This is a genomic window from Pseudoalteromonas sp. SG44-8, from assembly GCF_014164125.1.
Classification (GTDB): Bacteria; Pseudomonadota; Gammaproteobacteria; order Enterobacterales; family Alteromonadaceae; genus Pseudoalteromonas; species Pseudoalteromonas rhizosphaerae.
The window spans coordinates 29,221-50,122 of the sequence record NZ_JACJEQ010000029.1; the positions used below are offsets into that span (position 1 = coordinate 29,221).

Genomic DNA, 20,902 nt, shown 5'->3' on the forward strand with positions numbered 1-20,902 from the left:
ACTATGTGTTCAATTTTTGGTGTATTAGATATAAAGTCTGATCCCGCTCCATTGCGTACGCAAGCAATTGAAATGTCAAAATTATTACGTCACCGCGGGCCTGATTGGTCTGGTGTATATTCATCAGAGAAAGCGATTTTAGTGCATGAACGTTTAGCCATTGTTGGTGTATCAAGCGGTGCGCAGCCTTTATACAATCCTGAAAAAACTCATATTCTAGCGGTTAATGGCGAAATTTATAATCACAAAGAACTTGCCGCTAACCTTGAAACCGATTTCACTTTTCAAACTCAATCAGATTGTGAAGTTATCTTAGCGTTATACAAACAGAAAGGGCCTGAATTTTTAGATGATCTGAACGGTATTTTTGCTTTTTGTTTATATGACGAAGAACAAGACGCTTATTTAATTGGCCGTGATCATATTGGTATTATTCCACTTTATACTGGCCACGATGAGCACGGTAACTTTTATGTTGCCTCAGAGCTAAAAGCACTTTCACCAATCTGTAAGCATATTGAAGAATTTCCTCCTGGACATTTTTTATGGAGTAAAGATGGTCAATTGCGCCCATATTATGCCCGTGATTGGCAAAGCTTCGATGCAGTTAAAGATAACAGCGCAAAAGCCGAAGACGTCAAAGATGCACTTGAAGCCGCCGTTAAACGTCAATTAATGTGTGACGTACCTTATGGCGTGTTGTTGTCAGGTGGTTTAGATTCATCCGTTATTTCAGCTATTACCCAACGTTTTGCAGCAAAACGTATTGAAGATAATGATGAAAGCGATGCATGGTGGCCTAAGCTGCACTCTTTCTCGGTTGGCCTTGAGGGCTCCCCAGATCTAGCGGCTGCACAAAAAGTAGCTGATATGATAGGAACTGTTCATCACCCGATTATATTTACGATTCAAGAAGGGATTGATGCCCTACGTGAAGTTATTTATCACATTGAAACCTACGATGTAACCACTATTCGTGCCTCGACGCCAATGTACTTAATGGCTCGCCAAATCAAAGCGATGGGTATTAAAATGGTGCTCTCTGGTGAAGGCGCTGATGAGCTATTTGGTGGTTACTTGTACTTTCATAAAGCACCAAATGCACAAGAGTTTCATGAAGAATTAAACCGTAAAGTATCTAAACTGCACATGTTTGATTGCTTACGCGCAAATAAATCAATGGCGGCATGGGGTGTAGAAGCCCGCGTTCCCTTCCTTGATAAAGAGTTTGTTGATGTTGCTATGCGTATCAACCCTGAAGCTAAAATGTGTAAAGATGGCAAAATTGAAAAGCATATTTTACGTGAAGGCTTTGACGGCTACTTACCTGATGAAGTGTTATGGCGTCAAAAAGAGCAGTTTTCGGATGGTGTAGGCTACAGCTGGATTGATACATTAAAAGAGTTTGTAAACGAGCAAGTAACCGATCAAGAGCTTGAAAACGCAAAATTTAAATACCCTATTAACACACCTGATTCAAAAGAAGCGTATTACTACCGTACTATTTTTGAATCTCACTTCCCAGGTGATGCAGCCGCTAAATGTGTACCACACGGTAAGTCAGTCGCCTGTTCAACGCCTGAAGCGTTATTATGGGATGCATCATTTCAAAATAATGCCGATCCATCAGGTCGTGCCGCAGGTATTCATAACGACGCCTATGCACAAAAGAAATAATAAGCCTAGTCGCTTATTAAATCTGGCAATAACTCACAGACTGCACAAAGCCCCGCGCTTTGTGCAGTCTTTTGCTATTGAGCAAGTTTTTAACGATACAGCGAGACGCTGTAAAGGTTCGTCTGCGTTAATTGTTATTTATAAAACAGGGTTAACAACTCGACTAATGCAGCGCATTGCAAAAAACACCGCTCAGCCCGCCACCGTATTTTTAAATCAAGCCAATATCAAAAAAAATCGATGCCCTATTCGTTGGTTTAATCACAGCCATGAGATCAGCCGCTGTGGTCATGGGACACTCGCCGCTGCACTGTTTTTACAAAAATGGCAAGGGTTTAGCCCAAACACCTTTTATACAAATACAGGGGAAGTATTTGAAACCAGAATACATCAACGCGCACTGCAACTACAATTAGTCACCATTGATAGCACCGAGGTACAAACAGAGGTTCTGCTGCAACAAGCCATTCCTACCTCAATAGTGCAAAGCTATAAAACAGCAGAAATTAACGGCTACAGTACTGTGATGATTAACAGTGTTCAGCCTTTAGAAACACTCGCGATAAATACAGCACAATTACAATACTACCCAAATGCAGTGATTGTATTGCAACAACGCCAAACAGCTAATCAAACCACACAGTGGCATTTTCGATATTTTGCTCCTTATTATGGCGTGGATGAAGATAGCGCTACTGGTTCAGCCATCAGCATTATTGCCCCGATAATCAAACAATACACTGAACAAACACATGGCCAGCTTTTCCAAGATTCTGTTGCCGGAGCAACCATTAATTACCGTTTAAAAAACAGTAATGTCATTATCAGTTAAGCCACTAAATTTGACGGTGTATTTTCCAAGCCCTGCATAGTCAATTTCAGTATCAACATCAGTGTCTAACTCAATAACACCACAATATGAGCCTGTTATGAGAATTTGGCCAGCAGCGAGCGTGATCCCACACTTAGCCAGATAATTTACTGCCCAATAGATTGGTGTTTGTGCCAGACCACATGGGTGCTTGCCAAGATAGCTATGACAGCGATTATTTTGTGTTATCGCGATAGTAATATGTGCCGCATCATAAGCCGCTTGCTTATTAATTTTAGGACCAAGTAACACCCCTTGGTTACTTAAACCATCCGCTAACTTTGCAAAGTGATTTGCTTGATAAGCTGTAGAGAAACGGTTTTGGATCAGCTCAAGTGCCATATGCGTGTCACTCACCGCGTGGTCAATTTCAGCTTCGCTATAGCTGGCCTGCTTTGGCATATTTTGCGCAAACACAAAAGCAATTTCAGGCTCTATCCGTGCCTTGTTTTGTTCAGTATATAATGTGCAGATTTGTGCAAATGATTGCGGCGGCTTTAATATTGGAGCCAAAATAATCGCACCGTTATCAAGTGGTAATAGGCATTTCCAACCAAATACTTGGCCCTTGTTTAATGCAATCATCAATTGTTGAACAGCTAAACTATCTTCAGTGCTTGTTAATGCTAATTGTGGCGGTAAATCTGATTGTGGCGCTGCACTTGTGCGTTGTGCAAATAAATGTGCTGCAATCGTTTTTAATTTAGTAGAACTGTCCACACTAACCTCTTCGTAATAAGGTTTTATAATGGCTACACCAGCAGCCGTAGGTTTAATGTAGTATTTATACTATTAAAAAATCAATTTGCGCAGCATTTTTAGCTAAGTACAGTTAAATAATAAATTATGGACTGTTCATTGTTTAAATTGGCCTTAATAAACACAATGCAAAATACCCCTGCTCGTCTTGCCACGTTTGCTCTAAACGTAATCCAGCTTGGGCGCTAAGTTCAGTAAATGCCTGTAGTGCGTATTTATGGGAGTTTTCTGTATGGATACTCTCACCTTGAGAAAAGCTAAATGATTCGCCATTGACGGTGACTGTTTGATCACAGTTACTGATCAAATGCATTTCAATACGGCTTAGTTTTTCATTAAACCGTGATTGGTGATTAAACTGGCTAAGATCGAAATCAGCATTTAACTCAGCGTTAATACGCTGGAGCAAATTTTTATTAAATGCCGCGGTGACGCCTTGTTTATCGTCATAAGCATCAAGTAATACTTGACGGTCTTTGAGCAAATCAATGCCAATCAGTACATAACCGTTAATACCACATAACCGATGGAAATTTTTCATGATCTCAATGGCTTTTAGTGGTGAAAAATTGCCTATTGTTGAGCCTGGAAAATACACGAGATTCGTTTGGCTATCCAATTGTGTTTCACGGCTTAACTGCTTTACCATTTGGCTATGAGTAAAATCCCCCAACAACGGCGAAATAGCTAACTCAGGAAATAATGGAGATAAATGAGCCAGTGAGTAATTAAGCATTTCATTAGAGATCTCAAATGGCACAAAACTTTTCACATTCACTAAGTGCGCTAACAAATAAGCAATTTTTTTACCCGAGCCACAGCCCGGCTCTATGATTGATAAGTTATCAGGAAGCAACTTGGCAATTGCTTGGCTGTGCTTGGTTAAAATGCTCAGCTCTGTGCGTGTCACATAGTACTCATCAAGCTCAGTGATCTGCTCAAACAAAGCGGCCCCATTATCATCGTAAAAATATTTACAGGGTAGATTCTTTTGCTGCTGTGACAGTCCCGCAATCACATCGTTTAAAAAGCGGTTATCAATGTCGATTGTCGTTAATGTTGTTATTTGGCTCATGCTCAATCCTTAGCGAGTCTAATACCACTGCGCATCCACGCTTGGTGTGGATAATAGAAATTGCGATAAGTTAGTCTTAAATGATTTTGTGGGGTAAGTTTACAGCCACCGCGCAGTACCATTTGGTTCGCCATAAATTTACCATTGTATTCCCCTGCCACGCCTGCTATTGGCTTAAAGCCTGGGTACGGTAAATAGGCACTGTTTGTCCACTGCCAACAGTTGTCGGTCAGCTGGGTGATAGTTTGCGCCGCATTACTGTTAGCAACGCTTTCCCATTCAAATTCGGTTGGGAGGCGTGCTTGTGAGTAATGTGCAAAAGCGTTTGCTTCGTAAAAGGTAACATGGCTTAGCGGCTCATTTAGCGCCAAAGGCTGTAATCCAGCTAATGTAAATTCAAACCACTCATTATTTACTTTATGCCAATAGAGTGGCGCAGTTTGCCGAGCATTATTTATCTGCGCCCAACCGTCACTGAGCCAATGCTCTGGGTTTTGGTAACCACCATCTTGTATAAACGCTAAATACTCAGCATTGGTAGTTAGCCGATTAGCAAATTTAAATGGCTGAATAAGCACTTCATGAGTTGGCCGTTCATTGTCGTAGCTAAACGTTTGCTCAGTTGCACCAATATTTGCAGTATGCTTTGAAAATGCCACAAAGCTAAGAGGACTGGCTTGCGTAACAGGATTTTCTATACGGATTTTGTTAGTGTCACAATAAGCAGGAAACAACGGATTAACTGAAAAGTTATATTGAATGTCCATCAGCATTAATTCTTGGTGCTGTTGTTCATGGTTAAGTCCTAATTCAATAACTTGCTTTATTGACTCGCTACACGGTGCACTCAGTAATTCAATCACCGCCCGGTCAACATATTCTCTATAGGTAATCACGTCATCTAAACTAGGCCGCGATAAACTCCCTCTGCAGGCACGCTTAAATTGTTCACCTATACCGTTATAATATGAGTTAAATAAAGTTTTAAAGTTAGGGTTAAATACTGTGTAGTGAGAGCTATGTGCAATTAGTAAAAAAGTTTCAAAGAACCACGTTGTGTGCGCAAGGTGCCATTTACTAGGGCTTACATCGGCCATAGCTTGTAATTGGCAATCTTCTGCTGATAACGAGTTTATTAACGTCACGCTTTGGTGTCGAACACGCTGGTAATGATGGACTAATTGATGCTCATCAGCTGTGTTTTTAGTGTTCTCTTTGCCATGGTTACTCATAGTAATGACTAAATTCCTTATCGCAACTGATCAATGATATAGCTCACCTAATGTTAAATCATATTCATATTACGCTTTCATTACTGCGACTATAAAACGTCAATCTCGTGCAGCTGCCTTTTACAACTACAAAAATAATAGTTCAATTAACCACAAAAAACAGCCGCGATTACTTTAACAATCAAACTAATTTTTGACCTTTTGCGAATTATGTACTTTTATATAAAAACATAAAAATGGTTGCAATGGCCATATAAGCCGCTATTTAACTACAAAATCATTTACATTTGGTATTTAACTCATACACTAGTAGCTGTATGATCATCTTTTAAATTAGTTAGTCTTCAAATAAATTTAAGTATCAATTATTACCTAACCTGAACTTTGCTTTAAAAATTTACTAACGTAGTGATTTATTATCCAAAGCTCAGGTTACTTAGACTAATTAAATTAGGTATGTTGCTGGTAACAAGCAGCTTGTTAGGACAACAAAAGAGGTATTGCATGAGCGAAAATCATGACAAATATAGTATCGACAATACGGATTACACCGTAGGTCAGGATAACGTGCAAAAATGGGGATTTGATATACACAACCCTGTTTTTGGCATCAGCGCGGGCCTGATTGTCATCTTTTTAATCGCCATTCTCGCTACCGATCCACAAACTGCAAAAGCAGCACTTGATGGTGTGAAACTCGATATAATTAATAATTTTGATGCCTTGTTTATGTGGGCTGCAAACTTCTTCGTTATTTTTTGTTTAGCACTGATTGTTTCTCCTTACGGAAAGATCCGTTTAGGAGGCAGTGATGCTAAGCCTTCATATACTCGTGTTTCATGGCTCGCTATGTTATTCGCCGCAGGCATGGGTATTGGCTTAATGTTTTGGGGGGTAGCTGAACCGGTTGCATATTTTACTGGTTGGTATGAAACACCACTGAATGTAACAGCCAACACCCCAGAAGCTGCAAAACTGGCAATGGGGGCAACTATGTTCCATTGGGGCCTGCACCCTTGGGCTATTTATGCTGTAGTTGGCTTATCACTATCATTCTTTACATATAACAAAGGTTTACCACTGTCTATCCGGTCAATTTTTTACCCTATATTGGGCGATAAAGCATGGGGCTGGCCTGGTCATATCATTGATATTTTAGCAGTACTGGCAACTTTATTTGGCTTGGCAACATCATTGGGGTTAGGCGCTCAGCAAGCGTCTGCGGGGATAAACCACGTGTTTGGTCTCGAAGGTGGCATTGGCTCACAAATACTCGTTATTGTTGGCGTTACCCTACTGGCTATTATTTCTGTTGTGCGTGGTATCGATGGCGGTGTAAAACTCCTTAGTAATATCAACATGCTAATTGCTTTTGCCCTTTTGGTATTTGTTTGCTTAGTTGGCTTTGCTGTTGCGATGGGTAATATTCCTACCACCTTTATGGGTTATGTAGAAAATATCATTCCATTAAGTAATCCACATGGCCGTGAAGACGAAACATGGATGCATGGCTGGACTGTATTTTACTGGGCTTGGTGGATTTCGTGGTCACCGTTTGTAGGCATGTTTATCGCTCGCGTATCACGCGGTCGTACTATCCGTGAATTTTTGATTGCGGTATTACTTATTCCAACATTGGTTACAGTATTATGGATGTCAATTTACGGCGGTATCGCAATTGATCAAGTAGTCAATGGTGTTGGCGCACTTGGCCTAAATGGTTTAACCGATGTCCCTATGGCTATGTTTCAAATGCTAGATGAATTACCTATGTCTAATATTTTGTCTGTAATTGCTGTGCTATTAGTTTTAGTGTTTTTTATCACTTCATCTGATTCAGGGTCATTAGTAATAGACTCTATCACTGCTGGCGGGAAAATTGATGCGCCAGTACCACAACGCATATTTTGGGCATCTATTGAAGGTGCTATCGCAGCCGCGCTACTGTGGATTGGTGGTACACAAGCAATCGAAGCACTGCAAGCAGGTGCGGTCTCTACCGGCTTACCATTTACAATCGTCTTGCTGTTTATGTGTTTAAGCCTTATTTTAGGTCTGAGAACTGAGCCGTTACCGGCTAAATAAACGCTATTTAAAACCACAAACGCCGCAAATTTGCGGCGTTTTTTTATTTAAGCTTATTAGCCAAAGTTCAGGTTAAGAAACTTTTAACTCCATAACTGCGAGATCGGTGTATCTTCTCGGTAATGGTGACTCAATTGTGCTTGTAACAGTTCAGCCGTTGCTAAAGCGTCAGTTAAAGCGTTATGGTTTTTATACACAGGTAATGAATAGCGCTGGCGACAATCACCTAATCTAAGCGATCCTAACTTAGAATTAAATAACCAACCTAGCAAACCCTGCCTGGCTTTTAAGGCTTTTCGTTCAATTTCCATGGTATCGACCAAAGCAAAGTTGATCCCCTCGTTAAGCCTAAGTAACAGTGCAGTATTTAAGAAGTGCCGCTCAATCGCGCCATAGTGTACAACAACCACTTTACCACTGAGTGCTTGCAATAATGGCTCAATAATATGATTAAAATCCGGTGCATCGTCAATTTCTGAATGTGTTATGCCATGTATTACAATGGATCCCTCGTTGAAATTACGCCTAGGGCGCACCACCCAATGGCGACTATCTTTGCAATATATACGCTGTAAATTAAAAGGAATTAAACCAACGCTGACAATATCATCACTGGTGCTATCTAAACCGGTTGTTTCAAAGTCCATTGCAACAAATGGCACATCTTTAATTGCTGCGAATTTATCGCTAAAAGCAGCTCCATAAAAACGTTTGATAGTGTCATTTTGAGCGCCGCTTAATAAATTTTTATAGCGTGTTGCCCAGTCAATCATTGCTTGCTTTCTGAAAGCCATAAATTACTTTACCCCAGAGTTTGCTGAGTAACTAAATTTCAAATAGCTTTGTGCTTTTTCTAAAATTGCAAAAGCTTCTTTTAAGTTACGCTGCTCAAAAGGCGATAATAAATGAGGGTCTAAATCGTTGTCGGGTTCTTCCCCTTGTTCAATTTGCCACGCTTGGTGACGGATCCGCATCATGGCAATATATTCCAGCGCATCTCGCAAATCTTGTGCTTTGCCTTGTGGTAGAAGCTTGGCTTCAATAATATCTTCTAAGCGTTCGAACGAGTTTTGCTTACGTGATCCAACCGCCAATGCGTGAACACGAATAACATCTGAAAGCGGCGCTGTGCCTCTGCGCTTTAAATTCATAGAACGTTTATGCTGACCGTTGTGCTCCATAACAAAGCCTTTAAAAAACCCCAATGGTGGGGTTCTGTTGCGAGCATTTGCAGCCATATTAGCTAAAAATACGCGATTAACTTTGCTTTGTTTGGCAATAAATATTTTAAGCTCATCGGCCCATTTGGTTTTACCCCACACCCCGTCTAAATCAAAAAATATGGAGCTATTTAGTAAGGCTTGCGGTTTAGGCAGCTCTATCCACTGAGCAAATTGCTCAAACCATTGTGCACGTGTTTTTCGCCATTTTTTAAATGACGCCATTATTTCGCCATCACAATAGGTATAACCGCATTGAGCTAAACCATCACAAACAAAATCGGCAATATTTTGAAAATACGTATCATGAAGTTCATCATCATAATCATCATCTAGAATGAGCGCGTTATCTTGATCAGTAACAATGAGTTGCTCATCCCGCGCCATTGAACCTAATGCGATAAAACAGTATGCAACCGGCGGCGGCCCATACTTTTCTTCGGCTAATACCAGTAACCTTTGTTTAAAAGTGCGGCCAATCACAGCCATTGCCGTGCCAATCATATGCGAGTTTGCATCTTCATTTACCATGCGTACAAACACATTCGGCAGCTGGCGTGCATAGTGGGTTAAATCTTCAATTGATTGCTGCGCAAGTATTCCACGTACCAATAGCAAGCTGCTTTGTGATTCATAGCGTAAAATATCAGAAAGGGAAATAACCCCAATTGGACGGCGTTTTTGGACCACCGGTAAGTGATGTAAGTTATCACGTAGCATCGCAAGTACAGCTTCGAAAACATAGGCATTGGCATCTAATAAAACCAAGTTTGTAGACATTATTGTATGCGCGGGTGTGTCAAATGCCAGCCCATGAGCAATGACTTTGGTACGTAAATCTTTGTCTGTGATAATACCAACAACTTGACCATCATCTTCCTCTGGGTCGTCGTTAATAGGTTTGGTACTATCAGTAACTAAAACCGATGACACCGATTCATCAGTCATAAGCTGGGCAACTTGTTGCACCGTTGAATCAGTATTAACTGTTACCACATCACGGTGGATCAGCGATTTTACTTTTGCTGTGGTTAAATCATTACCATCGGCTTGTTCAACAATTGCCTGATGTAAACGAACATTACCATCCGTTTCAAAATAGTCAGCAAATGAATCAAATTCGTCGCAATAGCGGTTAAATAGTTCAACATTAATGCAATACACTAGCGTATCTTCAAGTGCTTTAGCTGGAAAGCGAACCTTGCGATTCATCAGTAAACCCATCTGCCCAAATATACCGGCAGTGGTTAAACGATTATCCAGTTCCCCATTACGTCGATACATTTCAACAGAGCCGCTTCTGATCACATAAAGATCGGCTATATCTTGACCAAATAATAAAATATCGGTGTGCGCTCTAAAGTAGGCGACTTCAACCTGTTGCGCGAGCTCATTGATTGCTTTACTCGGTAGGCTGTCAAAAGGCGGGTGTTGTGCTAAAAACTGCGCGATTTCTACTTGTTCGGCTTGCATAAAAAAAACCTGTTGGGGATAGCTTTCCCAAGTGTGAGCCTAATTAACTTATTTTTCAAAGATAAATAGTTAATTAGGCTATTTTAATTGTGATTTACTCTACCTTATCAAGCTCCTGCGCAAGTTGCTTACTTTCATCACCACGAGGGGTAGTAAAGCGCGCTAAGCCCAAGTAAATTACCGGTGTTAAGTACAACGTAAATAGCACCGCTAAAGACAAGCCACCAAACACGACCCAGCCAATGGCATTGCGAGCCTCAGCTCCCGCCCCGGTTGATAATATCAGCGGCAGTGCACCTAGTAAGGTTGATATCAAGGTCATAGTAATTGGTCTTAAACGTACTAATGCTGCTTGCTCTACAGCTTTACGAACAGTTAAACCTTGGTCGCGCAATTGGTCAGCAAATTCAACTAACAAAATCGCGTTTTTCGCGATTAAACCAATTAACATCACCAAACCTATTTGCGAGTAAATATTTAACGAAGTACCAGTTAAATACAGTGCTAAAATTGCTGATGTAATACCAAACGGTACCGTTACCATCACCACCACGGCGCTATTAACATTTTCAAACTGTGCAGCTAATACTAAAAATACGATTAAAAATGCCAGTATGTAAGTGATAAATACTTCATTAGAAGTTTCTTCAAAGGTTAAAGCTTCACCTTTAAATGCCAAGCTAATGCCACTTGGTAGCGTTTGCTCTGAAATATCACGTAATTGCGATACCAGCTGTGCAATACTCATGTCCGCCGGCAGTTCCATATCAAGCTCGATAGCACGACGCTGTGCGTGGCGTTCAAGCTCGGCGGCAACACCTTCTTCTGTTATGGTTGCAACGCTACTCAGTGGTACTAACTGACCGCTATTTGCACTGATATATAAATTAGCGAGATCACTGGGATCTTTAATGGTTTGATTTTGTGCTTGCAGAATAATCGGTACCGATTGGTCACCAATATTTAAATCTGCAATATCATCGCCATTTATCGCAGCACGTAAGGTGATTGATATATCACTCAGTGACACCCCTAATTCCTCTGCACGGCGTCTATCAATATTAACGCGCAATTGCGGCTGTGATGGCTGATATGAAATACGCACGTTGTCAATCGACGGGATAGTCTGCTCAACCTGTGCAGCAAAATCTTGTGCGGCCTTATAAATCTGCAGGTAATCTTGCCCTAATAGTGCCAGCTCAATACCGCCACCTTGACCGCGTAAATTTAAACTATTTGACCCAGACGGATAACCTGCCGCCCCAGGAATATTACCCAGCGGACCTCGAATTTTATTAATGATCTCTTGCTGTGAAAAATGACGCTCATCCCAGTGTTTTAAAGGCACGGTAATAAACACAATATTTGGATCCCACTGCCCTACAACAGTATAAATAGATTCAATTTCGCCGCTTTGCACATACGGCAGCAAAATATCTTCCATTTGCATTGCTTGACGGTCCATAAAATTCAAACCAACACCGTCAGGGCCCCGAGCAAAGATACGTATTTTTCCGCGATCTTCTGAAGGCAGTAATTCATTATCTAAATTGAGATACAAAGCACCCGAACCCGCAGCGACTAATATACTAGCTATAAACGTAAGCCACGCATGATCAAGCACCCAATGAATGGTTTTAGTATAAATATTAGCAAGCCAATGACCTATTTTAGCAAATGGGTGTTTACCACCTTGTTTGAGTTTTAGCTTTGAGGTGAGCGCTGGCACTAATGAAAGCGCTACAAAGCTTGAAATGATCACCGCTCCCGCAAGTACCCCACCAAACTCCCTAAATAATCGCCCTGCGGTTGAGGGTAAAAAAGCGATAGGAACAAATACCGCCGCTAACACCGCTGTCGTTGCGACAACAGCAAAAAACACTTCTCGCGTGCCAATTACCGCAGCAGCACGGCGGCCAAGGCCTAAACCGCGTTGACGTTGAATGTTTTCGCTGACCACAATCGCATCATCAACAATCAACCCCGTTGCTAACACTAATGCCAGCAAAGTAAGTATATTGATTGAAAAACCCAGTGCCCATATCAACGCTAATGAACCAACCAAGGCAACAGGAATTGCAAATGCAGGCACTAAAGTCGCGCGCCAAGAGCCGATAAATACCCATAATGTAATGATCACCAGCAGCACAGTTAACACCAGTGAGTAAATCACCTCATCAACTGAGCTCCTGATAAATTGTGCATCATCGGAAGTTAAAGTAAATTTCAGCTCCGGAAAACGCGTTTGCATTTTTGCTAATAAACTTAATACTTCGTCAGATATTTCAATGGTATTTGACTGTGCTTGACGTATAACTTCCATGCCAATCACTGGCTGGCCGTTTAAGCGCACCATAGAGCGAGGATCCGCAGGACCAAAATACACCGCCGCAATATCACCAATACGCGTACCATCACGAATAATAATATCGGCCACTTGCTCAGCGGTAACTGAGGTTGCATCTGCGCGCACTATAATTTGTTGATCCGTCGATTTCAAACTACCTGCCGGTACATCAAATGGCGCTTGGCGCAGTACTTGGGCTACATCAGGAACGGTTAAATTAAAACTGGTTAATTTAAGTGGATCAAGACGCACCCGTAAAACACGTTTTCGGTCACCATTTAAACGTACATCGGCCACACCTGGAATGGTTAAAAACTGCGGTGCTAAATCAACCTCAACCAGTTCAGTCAACGCTTCAAGGGCTATGGTATCGCTTGATACGGTTAGCGATACAACCGCCTCAGCATCATTATCAGCCTTGATAATAGAAACGCGCTCAACTTCTTCAGGCAACTCACGTTGTACACGTGCTACCGACTCACGGGTTTCATTCGCAGCATCATCAAGGTCAACACCAGCACGAAACTCAACAACAATCCGTGCGTTACCTTCTTCACTTTGTGCGCGAATGGTTTTTACACCACTTACGCGGGCTACCGCCCCTTCAAGTTTACTGGTTACTTCGGTATCAACAGTCTCTGGAGAGCCCCCAGGAAATGAAGCCGACACCGTGATCCTTGGCGTATCAACATCAGGCAGTTCACGAACTTCAACCCCGGCAATGGCCGCAATACCCGCAATAATGATCAGTAAATTAAGTACTACAATAAGCACTGGGCGGCGAATGGCCATTGAAGGGAGATCTTGCATCATAGGTTGTTGTTTCATACCTACTCCTGCGCTGCTGCAAGCGGCTTGATATAATTAAGCTCTTGCGCTGGGCGTAAACGTTGTACGCCTTCAACTACCAAAATATCGCCTTCGTTTAAAGGCCCAGATACGAGCAAACGACCCGCTAAACGTTGCTGGATTTTAACATCAACGCGAGTTGCCTTTTGCTCAACACTTTTCCATACATAGGGGCCAGTTGCCCCCCATAAAAGCGCAGCTTCAGGCACTGCAGCTAAACTCTGCCCTAATACCTCAATATGTACTCTAAAACTCATACCCGGTAAAAATTGTGCTTGTGCATTATCCAGTTTTGCTTTGACACGCAGCGTACGTGTTTGTGGATCAATGCGTGAGTCAAGATAAGCGACTTGCGCATTTATCGCATCGCTTCCTTGCCACGGCATCACAGTCACATTACCGCTAGTTCTAAGCATTGTAATAGCTGACTCTGGTGCATTAAAATTAATGTATAACGAACGAGTATCATCAATACTGGCGATGGCTGTTTGAGTGGTAATTCGATCGCCAACTTCGACATCCGTTAACCCCATGGTGCCACTAAAAGGTGCTCGTACTTGGCGATCTTCTAATTCGGTTTCGGCTTTAGTCACCGCAACCATAGCTAACTCATACACGGTTTTTGCATCATCTAGATCGCTTTTTGGCACCGCGCCTTTAGCGTGACTTTGCTGTAAACGTGTTTGTATTCGTTCACTATCTGCAAGTTTTATTTTCGCTTCATTAAGCGCCGCTTTTTGTCTGCGCGAATCGAGCTCTAATAAAATAGCTCCTGCGGTTACCTGATCACCGGGTTTAAAATGCACAGCCGTGACTTTATCCCCCACTGCAGGATAGAGGATAACAGAGCGAATCGCTTCGGCATTACCAACCGCTTGAACTTGCTCTTTTGCACGTTCCATCGCAACAGGTTCAACAATTACGTTTGCAGCAAATGCCGATGGCATTACCGCTGAACAAGTAATAAAAACACTGACTAAAAGAACTCGTAATTTCAAAAAGATCACCTAATTAATTATTATTTCCATTATGGTACGCAGTGTAACAGTGTTTTGATCAATAAAAAGTCTAGTTCGATTAACTGTCAAAACAATACGTTGAAATACCTTTATAGGGGAAAGTAACTATAGCAGTGTATTTAATGCTAAGAGGCTAACTAGCTATAAATACCCTATATATAAACAGCCTAATTGGTCAGAATAAGGTATTGTCTTAAATTTACTCATAATGGTAGTTTGAGCTTTTAGAACTAAAAATTGTTGAATTTACGGGTTAATAAACCCTGAAAGTGGTCAAAAATATCTAGTTTATTGCTAAGTACTTTTGAGTAAGTGGGCAAACAGGTATAGTATGCAACAATAGTTTTTATTAGGGTCCACTCTGCTAGTTTATATTTAAAAGGACAATTATGTTTAAGCAAAAATTTACCGATATACATGGTATTACACACCAAGAAGCCGTATTTTTGGTCAACCTTATTAACATTAGTGAACAGCTTTCTAAACAACTACAATTCGATCACAGCGGAGAAGTTAGCGTTGAGTCTTACGAACATGGCAATGTTGAATTTTCAGCCGTTTATTGGACATCAGCAAAAGCTAAAGAGGACGGTTGTGAGCCGCTGATTTTTATGTATAAAAAAGATGTGTACACACTAGAGCAATGCACTATTGCTGTAGATAACGCTAAAGACATGACACCTGAACAGCTCACCAATGCCGCCGAAGCGCATTTAAAAACATTAATCTAAAGTTAGCATGTATACATGGTGATTTAATAAAAACATCACCGTATTAACACGCTTATTTAAAACTTAAGATGACACCTATCACAATTATTTACCTAAAAAAGATACTCACCACATAAAAATGCACGACGCACGCCACGGGATACGCAATGGTAATAACCGTATCCACACAATTTATTTGACGTTTCCTTGCAATTGCCATGTATCAACCAGTTTGTATTTTGGACTAATTAAAAATTAATAATATGGAAAATACATACTTTAGAATGCGTGTTTACTTTTTCCTTTTAAAAATATAAATAAATTCTAATCTCACTAATAACATAGAAAAAATGAGCTAAAATTTAAAGTTTGTATTGGTCATCAAATGATGTGGTTTTATCTTTTGTGATCTGATGTCTTATTCCAGGTACAGCCTAGGTGCAAGAAAGGTTTATTTGCATAACATTTGCGGTACTTTGTGCAGACTGAGACATAATTTAAAAAAGGGTCCTAGATATGAAAAAATTTATTGCAACGACTACTAAAATTTTTCTGATTTCTACTATGCTACTAAACGCAAAAGTTAATGCGTGTACTCGCCTTGTTTATCATGGCCCAGATAACACGGTGTTGACCGGTAGAAGTATGGATTTTTCTATTAATATCCCTGCAAATTTATGGATTTTCCCCAAGGGGATTGAGCGTAATGGTGAGGTTGGGCCTAACTCAATTAGATGGCGTTCAAAGTATGGAAGCGTAGTCGCTAGCTCATGGGATATTGCAGCACCTGACGGAATGAATGAAAAAGGACTAGTTGCAAACCTATTATGGTTGGTAGCATCTGAATATCCCAAATTTGATTATGATGGTGAGCGTCCAGGTCTTACTATTGCAGCTTGGGCACAGTACGCGCTTGATAATTTCGCAACTGTTGATGAGGCGGTAAAGTTTTTCGAACAAGAAAAGTTTGCAGTTGTATCAGACTTTATTCCTGACACCGATAAGTTCACGACAGTTCACTTATCATTATCTGATGCAAGCGGAGATAGTGCTATTTTTGAGTACATAGCTGGCAAATTAAAAATACATCATGATCGTTCATATAAAGTGATGACTAATGACCCTGTATATGAACAACAACTTGCTATAAAGAGCTATTGGGATACGGTCTCTGGTCAAGACTTTCTCCCAGGTACTGGTAAAGCCGCCGATCGTTTTGTTCGAGCATCTTATTACTTGAGCGTATTACCACAAACTAGTGACCCTAAAATCGCAGCCGCAAGTGTGTTTAGCGTTGTCCGTAATGTTTCAGTTCCTTATGGAATTGCAATCGAGGGGCAACCTCACTTATCTAACACTCGCTGGAGAGTTGTTGCTGATCAGGGGAATTTAATTTACTACTTTGAAAATGCGCTTACTCCAAATGTTGTTTGGGTAGACTTTAATAAAGTGAACTTTGAAAAAAATGCAGATGTCATGAAGTTGGCATTAGATAAAAACCAGACTTATGCTGGGGAATCCAGTTCTTATTTTATTAAATCAAAACCCTTTAAATTTAAAGGGTTAGATAGTAATCCATATTAAAAATTAGTTTACAGTGTAAGTCCGCAATGATCGATATTAGTTGTGGACTTAATATAGCAAGTTTAAAACCTAGTAAACTGCGAACTAAAGTTTGTAACTATTCAGAAATTCTGTGTTGCTCATATTATATGTGCTCATATATCGTTTAGATCTTAAACGTATCCAATTACTTATATATCCCCCACTGTTGCTGAAAAACTCTAAAAGCTAGGTCAATGCCGCTTTTGGCAACAGTGATGAAATTTGTTCAGCGCAGGCCCGATAACAGTATCTAAATTTCAGGCTCTTTATCTTTAATTGCTTGGTTATTATTACTCTTATAAAACGCAACATCCTCCATGTAACTCAAGCGCAGTTTATTGTTGAAAAAGCTCTTGTGCTGTACTTGCAGCACAAAAATTAGATGAGAGCAGCAAAGGTCAAGATGATCCGAAACATAATATCTTACCTTTTGAATTAGGGGGCTGTTATTGTGCAATAAAACCCTAAGGATTAAATTTATTCAATCTTGATTACCATTAAAAAAGCCCCAGACAATGCTGAGGCTTTATAAAACGATAGTAATAACTCTACTAAATTACTTTTTACGCTGTGCGTCTTTTTGTGCTTTTTTAGCCTCTTTACGCTTTTGTAATACGGCTTGTGCTTCGTTGCCAATATGGCCTTCGCCACGAGCTTGCGCTAATTCAATTTGCTTTTGACGCTCAGCAAATCGTTCACGTTGTTCGTCGGTGACATCATCAATACAATGATGACACGAAACACCTTCCATGTACTCTGGTTTGAGTTTTTCGTCTTCAGTGATTGGCATACGACACGCATGACATTGATCGTATGAGCCTTTTTGTAGGTCGTGATCGACTGCTACGCGATTATCAAATACAAAGCACTCACCTTCCCACATGGTTTCTTCTTTTGGTACTTCTTCTAGGTATTTTAAAATGCCGCCTTCAAGATGGTACACATCTTCAAAACCTTGCTCTTTCATGTAAGCAGTTGATTTTTCACAGCGAATACCACCAGTACAAAACATAGCTACTTTTTTATGTTTGCTCGGATCGAGGTTTTCTTTCGCCCACTGCGGAAACTCGCGGAATGTTTTAGTATTTGGGTCTACTGCGTTTTGAAAAGTACCAATTTCGATTTCATAATCGTTACGGGTATCAACTAAAATAACCTCAGGATCTGAGATCAATGCATTCCAATCTTGTGGTTTTACATAACTGCCAACCACTTTCAGCGGATCAATCCCTTCAACACCCATTGTGACGATTTCTTTTTTTAGTTTTACCTTAGTACGGTAAAACGGGCATTCATCATCAAATGATTCTTTGCTAACAATGTTATTAAGGTTCGGTTGGCTGTCTAACCAGCTTAAAAGGTTGTCAATGCCTTCACGCTTGGCAGAAACTGTGCCGTTGATACCTTCTGCGGCAATTAATAAAGTACCACGTACTTCATTGGCTTCCATCACATCTAACAATGGTTGGCGTAGGGCTTCGTATTCAGGTAAAGAAACAAACTTATAAAGTGCACATACAACAAAGTGCTCGCTGGTTACATTGTCTTTATGGACAGCAGTCATGGTGATTCCTATTTTGCTTTAGCCGTTATTGGCGGTAACCGAATCGTAAATCCGGCGCATAATACATATTGAGGGCGCGTATTTTACGCTTTTTCTAATTAAATGCAAAAAAAGCAGTGATAATTGGCTTTTTACTGTTAGCCGCACTCGGGACTGCGCTATAATAGCGAAATTATTTATACCCAAACAAATTGCTCATTTTGGAGAAACACACTTTGCATTTTACTGATCTTGGGATTGATACTCGCCTTGAAACACAATTAGCGCATCAAGGGATCACCCAGCCCACTGATATTCAGGCCCATGCAGTGCCCACCGCACTTGCAGGCCATGACATTTTCGCCCAGTCTAAAACTGGGTCGGGCAAAACCTTGGCATTTTTATTACCTGCTGTTCAACGGGTTATGAAACAAAAGGCGCTCAGTAAACGTGATCCTCGTGTGCTTATTGTGGCGCCTACTCGTGAACTGGCGACCCAAGTATTTACCCAACTTCGCCTGCTAATTGCAGGTACTAATATTAAAGCGGTGAAAATATTAGGCGGTGAAAACTTTAATGATCAAATTAAAGCACTGCGTAACGACCCGCAATTTGTTATTGCTACACCGGGTCGTTTAGCCGATCACTTAACTCAGCGTTCATTACAGCTAAGTGGCCTTGAGTTACTTATTTTTGATGAAGCTGACCGTATTTTAGATTTAGGTTTTACTCCACAGTTAAAGATGATCAACGAGCAAGCAGATCATCGCCTGCGCCAAACATTATTGTTTTCAGCGACACTGGATCATGCACAAGTCGATGCGTTATCACGTAATTTACTGAAAAAGCCAAAACAAATTACCCTTAGTGCGGCTAACGAACAACATTCAGATATTAAACAAAGCTTATATTTAGCAGATCACCTTGATCATAAAGAAGCGCTGCTTGAGCATTTTTTAAAGCAAGACAAGGTCGGGCAATGCATTATATTTACAGCGACTCGTACAGATACCAGCCGTTTAAGCGAATCACTTAATGCTAAAGGTTTTAAAGCCCAAGCATTAGCAGGTGATTTAGCACAAAATAAACGTTTAGATATCATGGACGGCTTTAGCCGTGAAAACTTTAAAATTTTAATAACCACCGATGTTGCCTCTCGTGGTCTTGATTTACTGAGCGTAACTCATGTAATCAATTTTGATTTACCTAAACACGCTGAAGAGTATGTGCATCGTATTGGTAGAACTGGTCGAGCTGGCTTTAAAGGTACCGCTATTTCACTGGTCGGTCCTAAAGATTGGTTAAGCTATAAAGCAATTAAATCATTCTTAAATGATGAACTTGAGTTTCATACCGTTGCAGGGTTAAAAGGTAAGTTTAAAGGTTTACGCGAACCAAAACCTGATGCAACATGGGCTAAAGCACAAGAAAATGTAAAGCCTAAAGTAAAAGCTGTGACTAAACGCAAAGCAAAACCTAAAAAGCCACAAGCGCCAATCAAAGCCCCTCTTAATATTGATGGTGATGCACCAATGCGCCGTCGTAAAAAGCCAGAACAGGAATAATTATGAGTTACCTTGGAACCACCCAAACCCTATTCGTTAACGAAGTAAGTAACGAAGGCGCGTACCTTGATGGTCATGATCTGGGTGAAGTTTTTTTACCAAGCAGTGAAATTAAACATGAGCTAGAAGCTGGCGACAGTGTCAGCGTATTTATCTTTTTAGATAATGCTAATCTCGCCACTGCAACAACTAAAAAGCCGTTAGCTCAAGTAGGTGAATACGCCCTACTTCGTGTTAAAGAAATCAACAGCATTGGCGCTTTTTTAGATTGGGGGCTTGATAAAGATGTACTGGCACCGTTCAACGAACAAAAGCCAAGAATGCAAGAAGGCTATTCTTATTTAGTACGTTTGTATTTAGATAACGCCAGTGGCCGTATTTGTGCATCAAATAACTTTAATCGTTTTATCAATAAAACGGAGCCTGAGTACGCCCCGCTGCAAGAAGTACAGTTAATTGTCGCTGGCAAAACCGATATTGGCTATAAAGTATTAATAGAAGAAGCACATTACGGCGTTATATTTTACAACATGGTGTTTAAAAACATGTTTGTTGGCCAACGCTTAACTGGATTTATTCAAAAAGTACGTGAAGACGGAAAAATTGACGTTATTCTTGAAAAACCAGGTATGGCTAAAGTAAGTGACTTGGGTGAGAAAATAATGGATAGATTAAAATCCGAAGGCGGTGTTATTGCTTTAGGTGATAAATCGGATCCTGAGACAATTAAAAAAGTTTTCTCAACCAGTAAAGCAAATTATAAAAAAGCCATTGGCGGTTTGTTTAAGCAAGGCCTAATTGATATTGAAGCTAAGGCTATTAGGCTTAAGTAAGCGGTCAGCGGTCAGCGGTCAGCGGTCAGCGGTCAGCGG

The 20,902-nt window shown here is 40.7% G+C and carries 15 protein-coding genes and 1 pseudogene; 7 read left to right on the forward strand and 9 right to left on the reverse strand.

Features of this window, described 5'->3' with window-relative positions:
- Positions 1-3 precede the first annotated feature (3 nt).
- Entirely contained in the window at positions 4-1,677 is a 1,674-nt protein-coding gene (asnB, locus tag H5163_RS17500; RefSeq protein WP_145233255.1) for an asparagine synthase B, read from the forward strand.
- Complete coding sequence (locus tag H5163_RS17505) at positions 1,661-2,509, forward strand: PhzF family phenazine biosynthesis protein (RefSeq protein WP_182735624.1); 849 nt, start codon at positions 1,661-1,663, stop codon at positions 2,507-2,509. Before asnB ends, H5163_RS17505 begins: the two co-directional genes overlap by 17 nt.
- Here H5163_RS17505 and H5163_RS17510 read toward each other — a convergent pair.
- The 3 genes from H5163_RS17510 to egtB all read right to left on the reverse strand — a co-directional run bounded on the left by H5163_RS17510 (position 2,480) and on the right by egtB (position 5,614).
- Entirely contained in the window at positions 2,480-3,268 is a 789-nt protein-coding gene (locus tag H5163_RS17510) for a 2-keto-4-pentenoate hydratase (protein WP_220494598.1), read from the reverse strand. The genes H5163_RS17505 and H5163_RS17510 overlap by 30 nt on opposite strands.
- Before the next feature lie 142 nt (positions 3,269-3,410).
- Positions 3,411-4,382 carry an L-histidine N(alpha)-methyltransferase gene (gene egtD, locus H5163_RS17515; RefSeq protein ID WP_182735625.1) on the reverse strand — a complete coding sequence of 324 codons (972 nt, stop codon included), beginning with the start codon at positions 4,380-4,382 and terminating at the stop codon, positions 3,411-3,413.
- Positions 4,383-4,384: 2 nt separating this feature from the next.
- On the reverse strand, positions 4,385-5,614 hold the full coding sequence (gene egtB / locus H5163_RS17520; RefSeq protein WP_182735626.1) for an ergothioneine biosynthesis protein EgtB: 1,230 nt from the start codon (positions 5,612-5,614) through the stop codon (positions 4,385-4,387).
- A 504-nt stretch (positions 5,615-6,118) separates the two neighbouring features.
- On the opposite strand from egtB, the gene H5163_RS17525 reads away from it, so the two are divergent.
- Complete coding sequence (locus tag H5163_RS17525) at positions 6,119-7,699, forward strand: BCCT family transporter (RefSeq protein ID WP_145233245.1); 1,581 nt, start codon at positions 6,119-6,121, stop codon at positions 7,697-7,699.
- A gap of 83 nt (positions 7,700-7,782) precedes the next feature.
- On the opposite strand, the gene H5163_RS17530 is transcribed toward H5163_RS17525, so the two are convergent.
- From H5163_RS17530 to H5163_RS17545, 4 genes are all read right to left on the reverse strand, one after another.
- A complete protein-coding gene (locus H5163_RS17530) occupies positions 7,783-8,493 on the reverse strand; it encodes a 3'-5' exonuclease (protein ID WP_182735627.1) in 711 nt (236 codons plus the stop codon).
- Positions 8,494-8,496: 3 nt separating this feature from the next.
- Positions 8,497-10,392 carry a DUF294 nucleotidyltransferase-like domain-containing protein gene (locus H5163_RS17535; RefSeq protein ID WP_145233241.1) on the reverse strand — a complete coding sequence of 632 codons (1,896 nt, stop codon included), beginning with the start codon at positions 10,390-10,392 and terminating at the stop codon, positions 8,497-8,499.
- A 94-nt stretch (positions 10,393-10,486) separates the two neighbouring features.
- Entirely contained in the window at positions 10,487-13,567 is a 3,081-nt protein-coding gene (locus H5163_RS17540; protein WP_182735628.1) for an efflux RND transporter permease subunit, read from the reverse strand.
- Between the two features lie 2 nt (positions 13,568-13,569).
- Positions 13,570-14,586, reverse strand: a complete 1,017-nt coding sequence (locus H5163_RS17545) for an efflux RND transporter periplasmic adaptor subunit (protein ID WP_182730593.1) — start codon at positions 14,584-14,586, stop codon at positions 13,570-13,572.
- Between the two features lie 410 nt (positions 14,587-14,996).
- Between H5163_RS17545 and H5163_RS17550 the strand changes: the two genes are divergently transcribed.
- A complete protein-coding gene (locus H5163_RS17550) occupies positions 14,997-15,338 on the forward strand; it encodes a hypothetical protein (protein WP_149982479.1) in 342 nt (113 codons plus the stop codon).
- A 95-nt stretch (positions 15,339-15,433) separates the two neighbouring features.
- Here the strand turns inward: H5163_RS17550 and H5163_RS21480 are convergent.
- Positions 15,434-15,537 (reverse strand): annotated as a pseudogene (locus H5163_RS21480) (transposase); the annotation flags it as partial.
- Between the two features lie 296 nt (positions 15,538-15,833).
- On the opposite strand from H5163_RS21480, the gene H5163_RS17555 reads away from it, so the two are divergent.
- The gene (locus H5163_RS17555; RefSeq protein ID WP_182735629.1) at positions 15,834-16,901 is read left to right on the forward strand and encodes a linear amide C-N hydrolase; all 1,068 of its coding nucleotides are present in this window, start codon (positions 15,834-15,836) and stop codon (positions 16,899-16,901) included.
- 577 nt (positions 16,902-17,478) lie between these two features.
- Here the strand turns inward: H5163_RS17555 and H5163_RS17560 are convergent.
- Complete coding sequence (locus H5163_RS17560; RefSeq protein WP_182730596.1) at positions 17,479-18,486, reverse strand: rhodanese-related sulfurtransferase; 1,008 nt, start codon at positions 18,484-18,486, stop codon at positions 17,479-17,481.
- A 215-nt stretch (positions 18,487-18,701) separates the two neighbouring features.
- On the opposite strand from H5163_RS17560, the gene H5163_RS17565 reads away from it, so the two are divergent.
- Together H5163_RS17565 and H5163_RS17570 are read left to right on the forward strand one after the other, a co-directional pair.
- On the forward strand, positions 18,702-20,030 hold the full coding sequence (locus H5163_RS17565) for a DEAD/DEAH box helicase (protein WP_182735630.1): 1,329 nt from the start codon (positions 18,702-18,704) through the stop codon (positions 20,028-20,030).
- A 2-nt stretch (positions 20,031-20,032) separates the two neighbouring features.
- Positions 20,033-20,863 carry a S1 RNA-binding domain-containing protein gene (locus H5163_RS17570; RefSeq protein WP_182719011.1) on the forward strand — a complete coding sequence of 277 codons (831 nt, stop codon included), beginning with the start codon at positions 20,033-20,035 and terminating at the stop codon, positions 20,861-20,863.
- The last annotated feature ends 39 nt before the right edge of the window (positions 20,864-20,902 follow it).

Bases quoted from the DNA above. Each gene is read 5' to 3' on its own strand.
- asnB (WP_145233255.1), top strand. From the start codon at position 4: ATGTGTTCAATTTTTGGTGTATTAGATATAAAGTCTGATCCCGCTCCA.
- H5163_RS17505 (WP_182735624.1), top strand. From the start codon at position 1,661: ATGCACAAAAGAAATAATAAGCCTAGTCGCTTATTAAATCTGGCAATA.
- egtD (WP_182735625.1), bottom strand. From the start codon at position 4,382: ATGAGCCAAATAACAACATTAACGACAATCGACATTGATAACCGCTTT.
- egtB (WP_182735626.1), bottom strand. From the start codon at position 5,614: ATGAGTAACCATGGCAAAGAGAACACTAAAAACACAGCTGATGAGCAT.
- H5163_RS17525 (WP_145233245.1), top strand. From the start codon at position 6,119: ATGAGCGAAAATCATGACAAATATAGTATCGACAATACGGATTACACC.
- H5163_RS17530 (WP_182735627.1), bottom strand. From the start codon at position 8,493: ATGGCTTTCAGAAAGCAAGCAATGATTGACTGGGCAACACGCTATAAA.
- H5163_RS17535 (WP_145233241.1), bottom strand. From the start codon at position 10,392: ATGCAAGCCGAACAAGTAGAAATCGCGCAGTTTTTAGCACAACACCCG.
- H5163_RS17540 (WP_182735628.1), bottom strand. From the start codon at position 13,567: ATGAAACAACAACCTATGATGCAAGATCTCCCTTCAATGGCCATTCGC.
- H5163_RS17550 (WP_149982479.1), top strand. From the start codon at position 14,997: ATGTTTAAGCAAAAATTTACCGATATACATGGTATTACACACCAAGAA.
- H5163_RS17555 (WP_182735629.1), top strand. From the start codon at position 15,834: ATGAAAAAATTTATTGCAACGACTACTAAAATTTTTCTGATTTCTACT.
- H5163_RS17560 (WP_182730596.1), bottom strand. From the start codon at position 18,486: ATGACTGCTGTCCATAAAGACAATGTAACCAGCGAGCACTTTGTTGTA.
- H5163_RS17570 (WP_182719011.1), top strand. From the start codon at position 20,033: ATGAGTTACCTTGGAACCACCCAAACCCTATTCGTTAACGAAGTAAGT.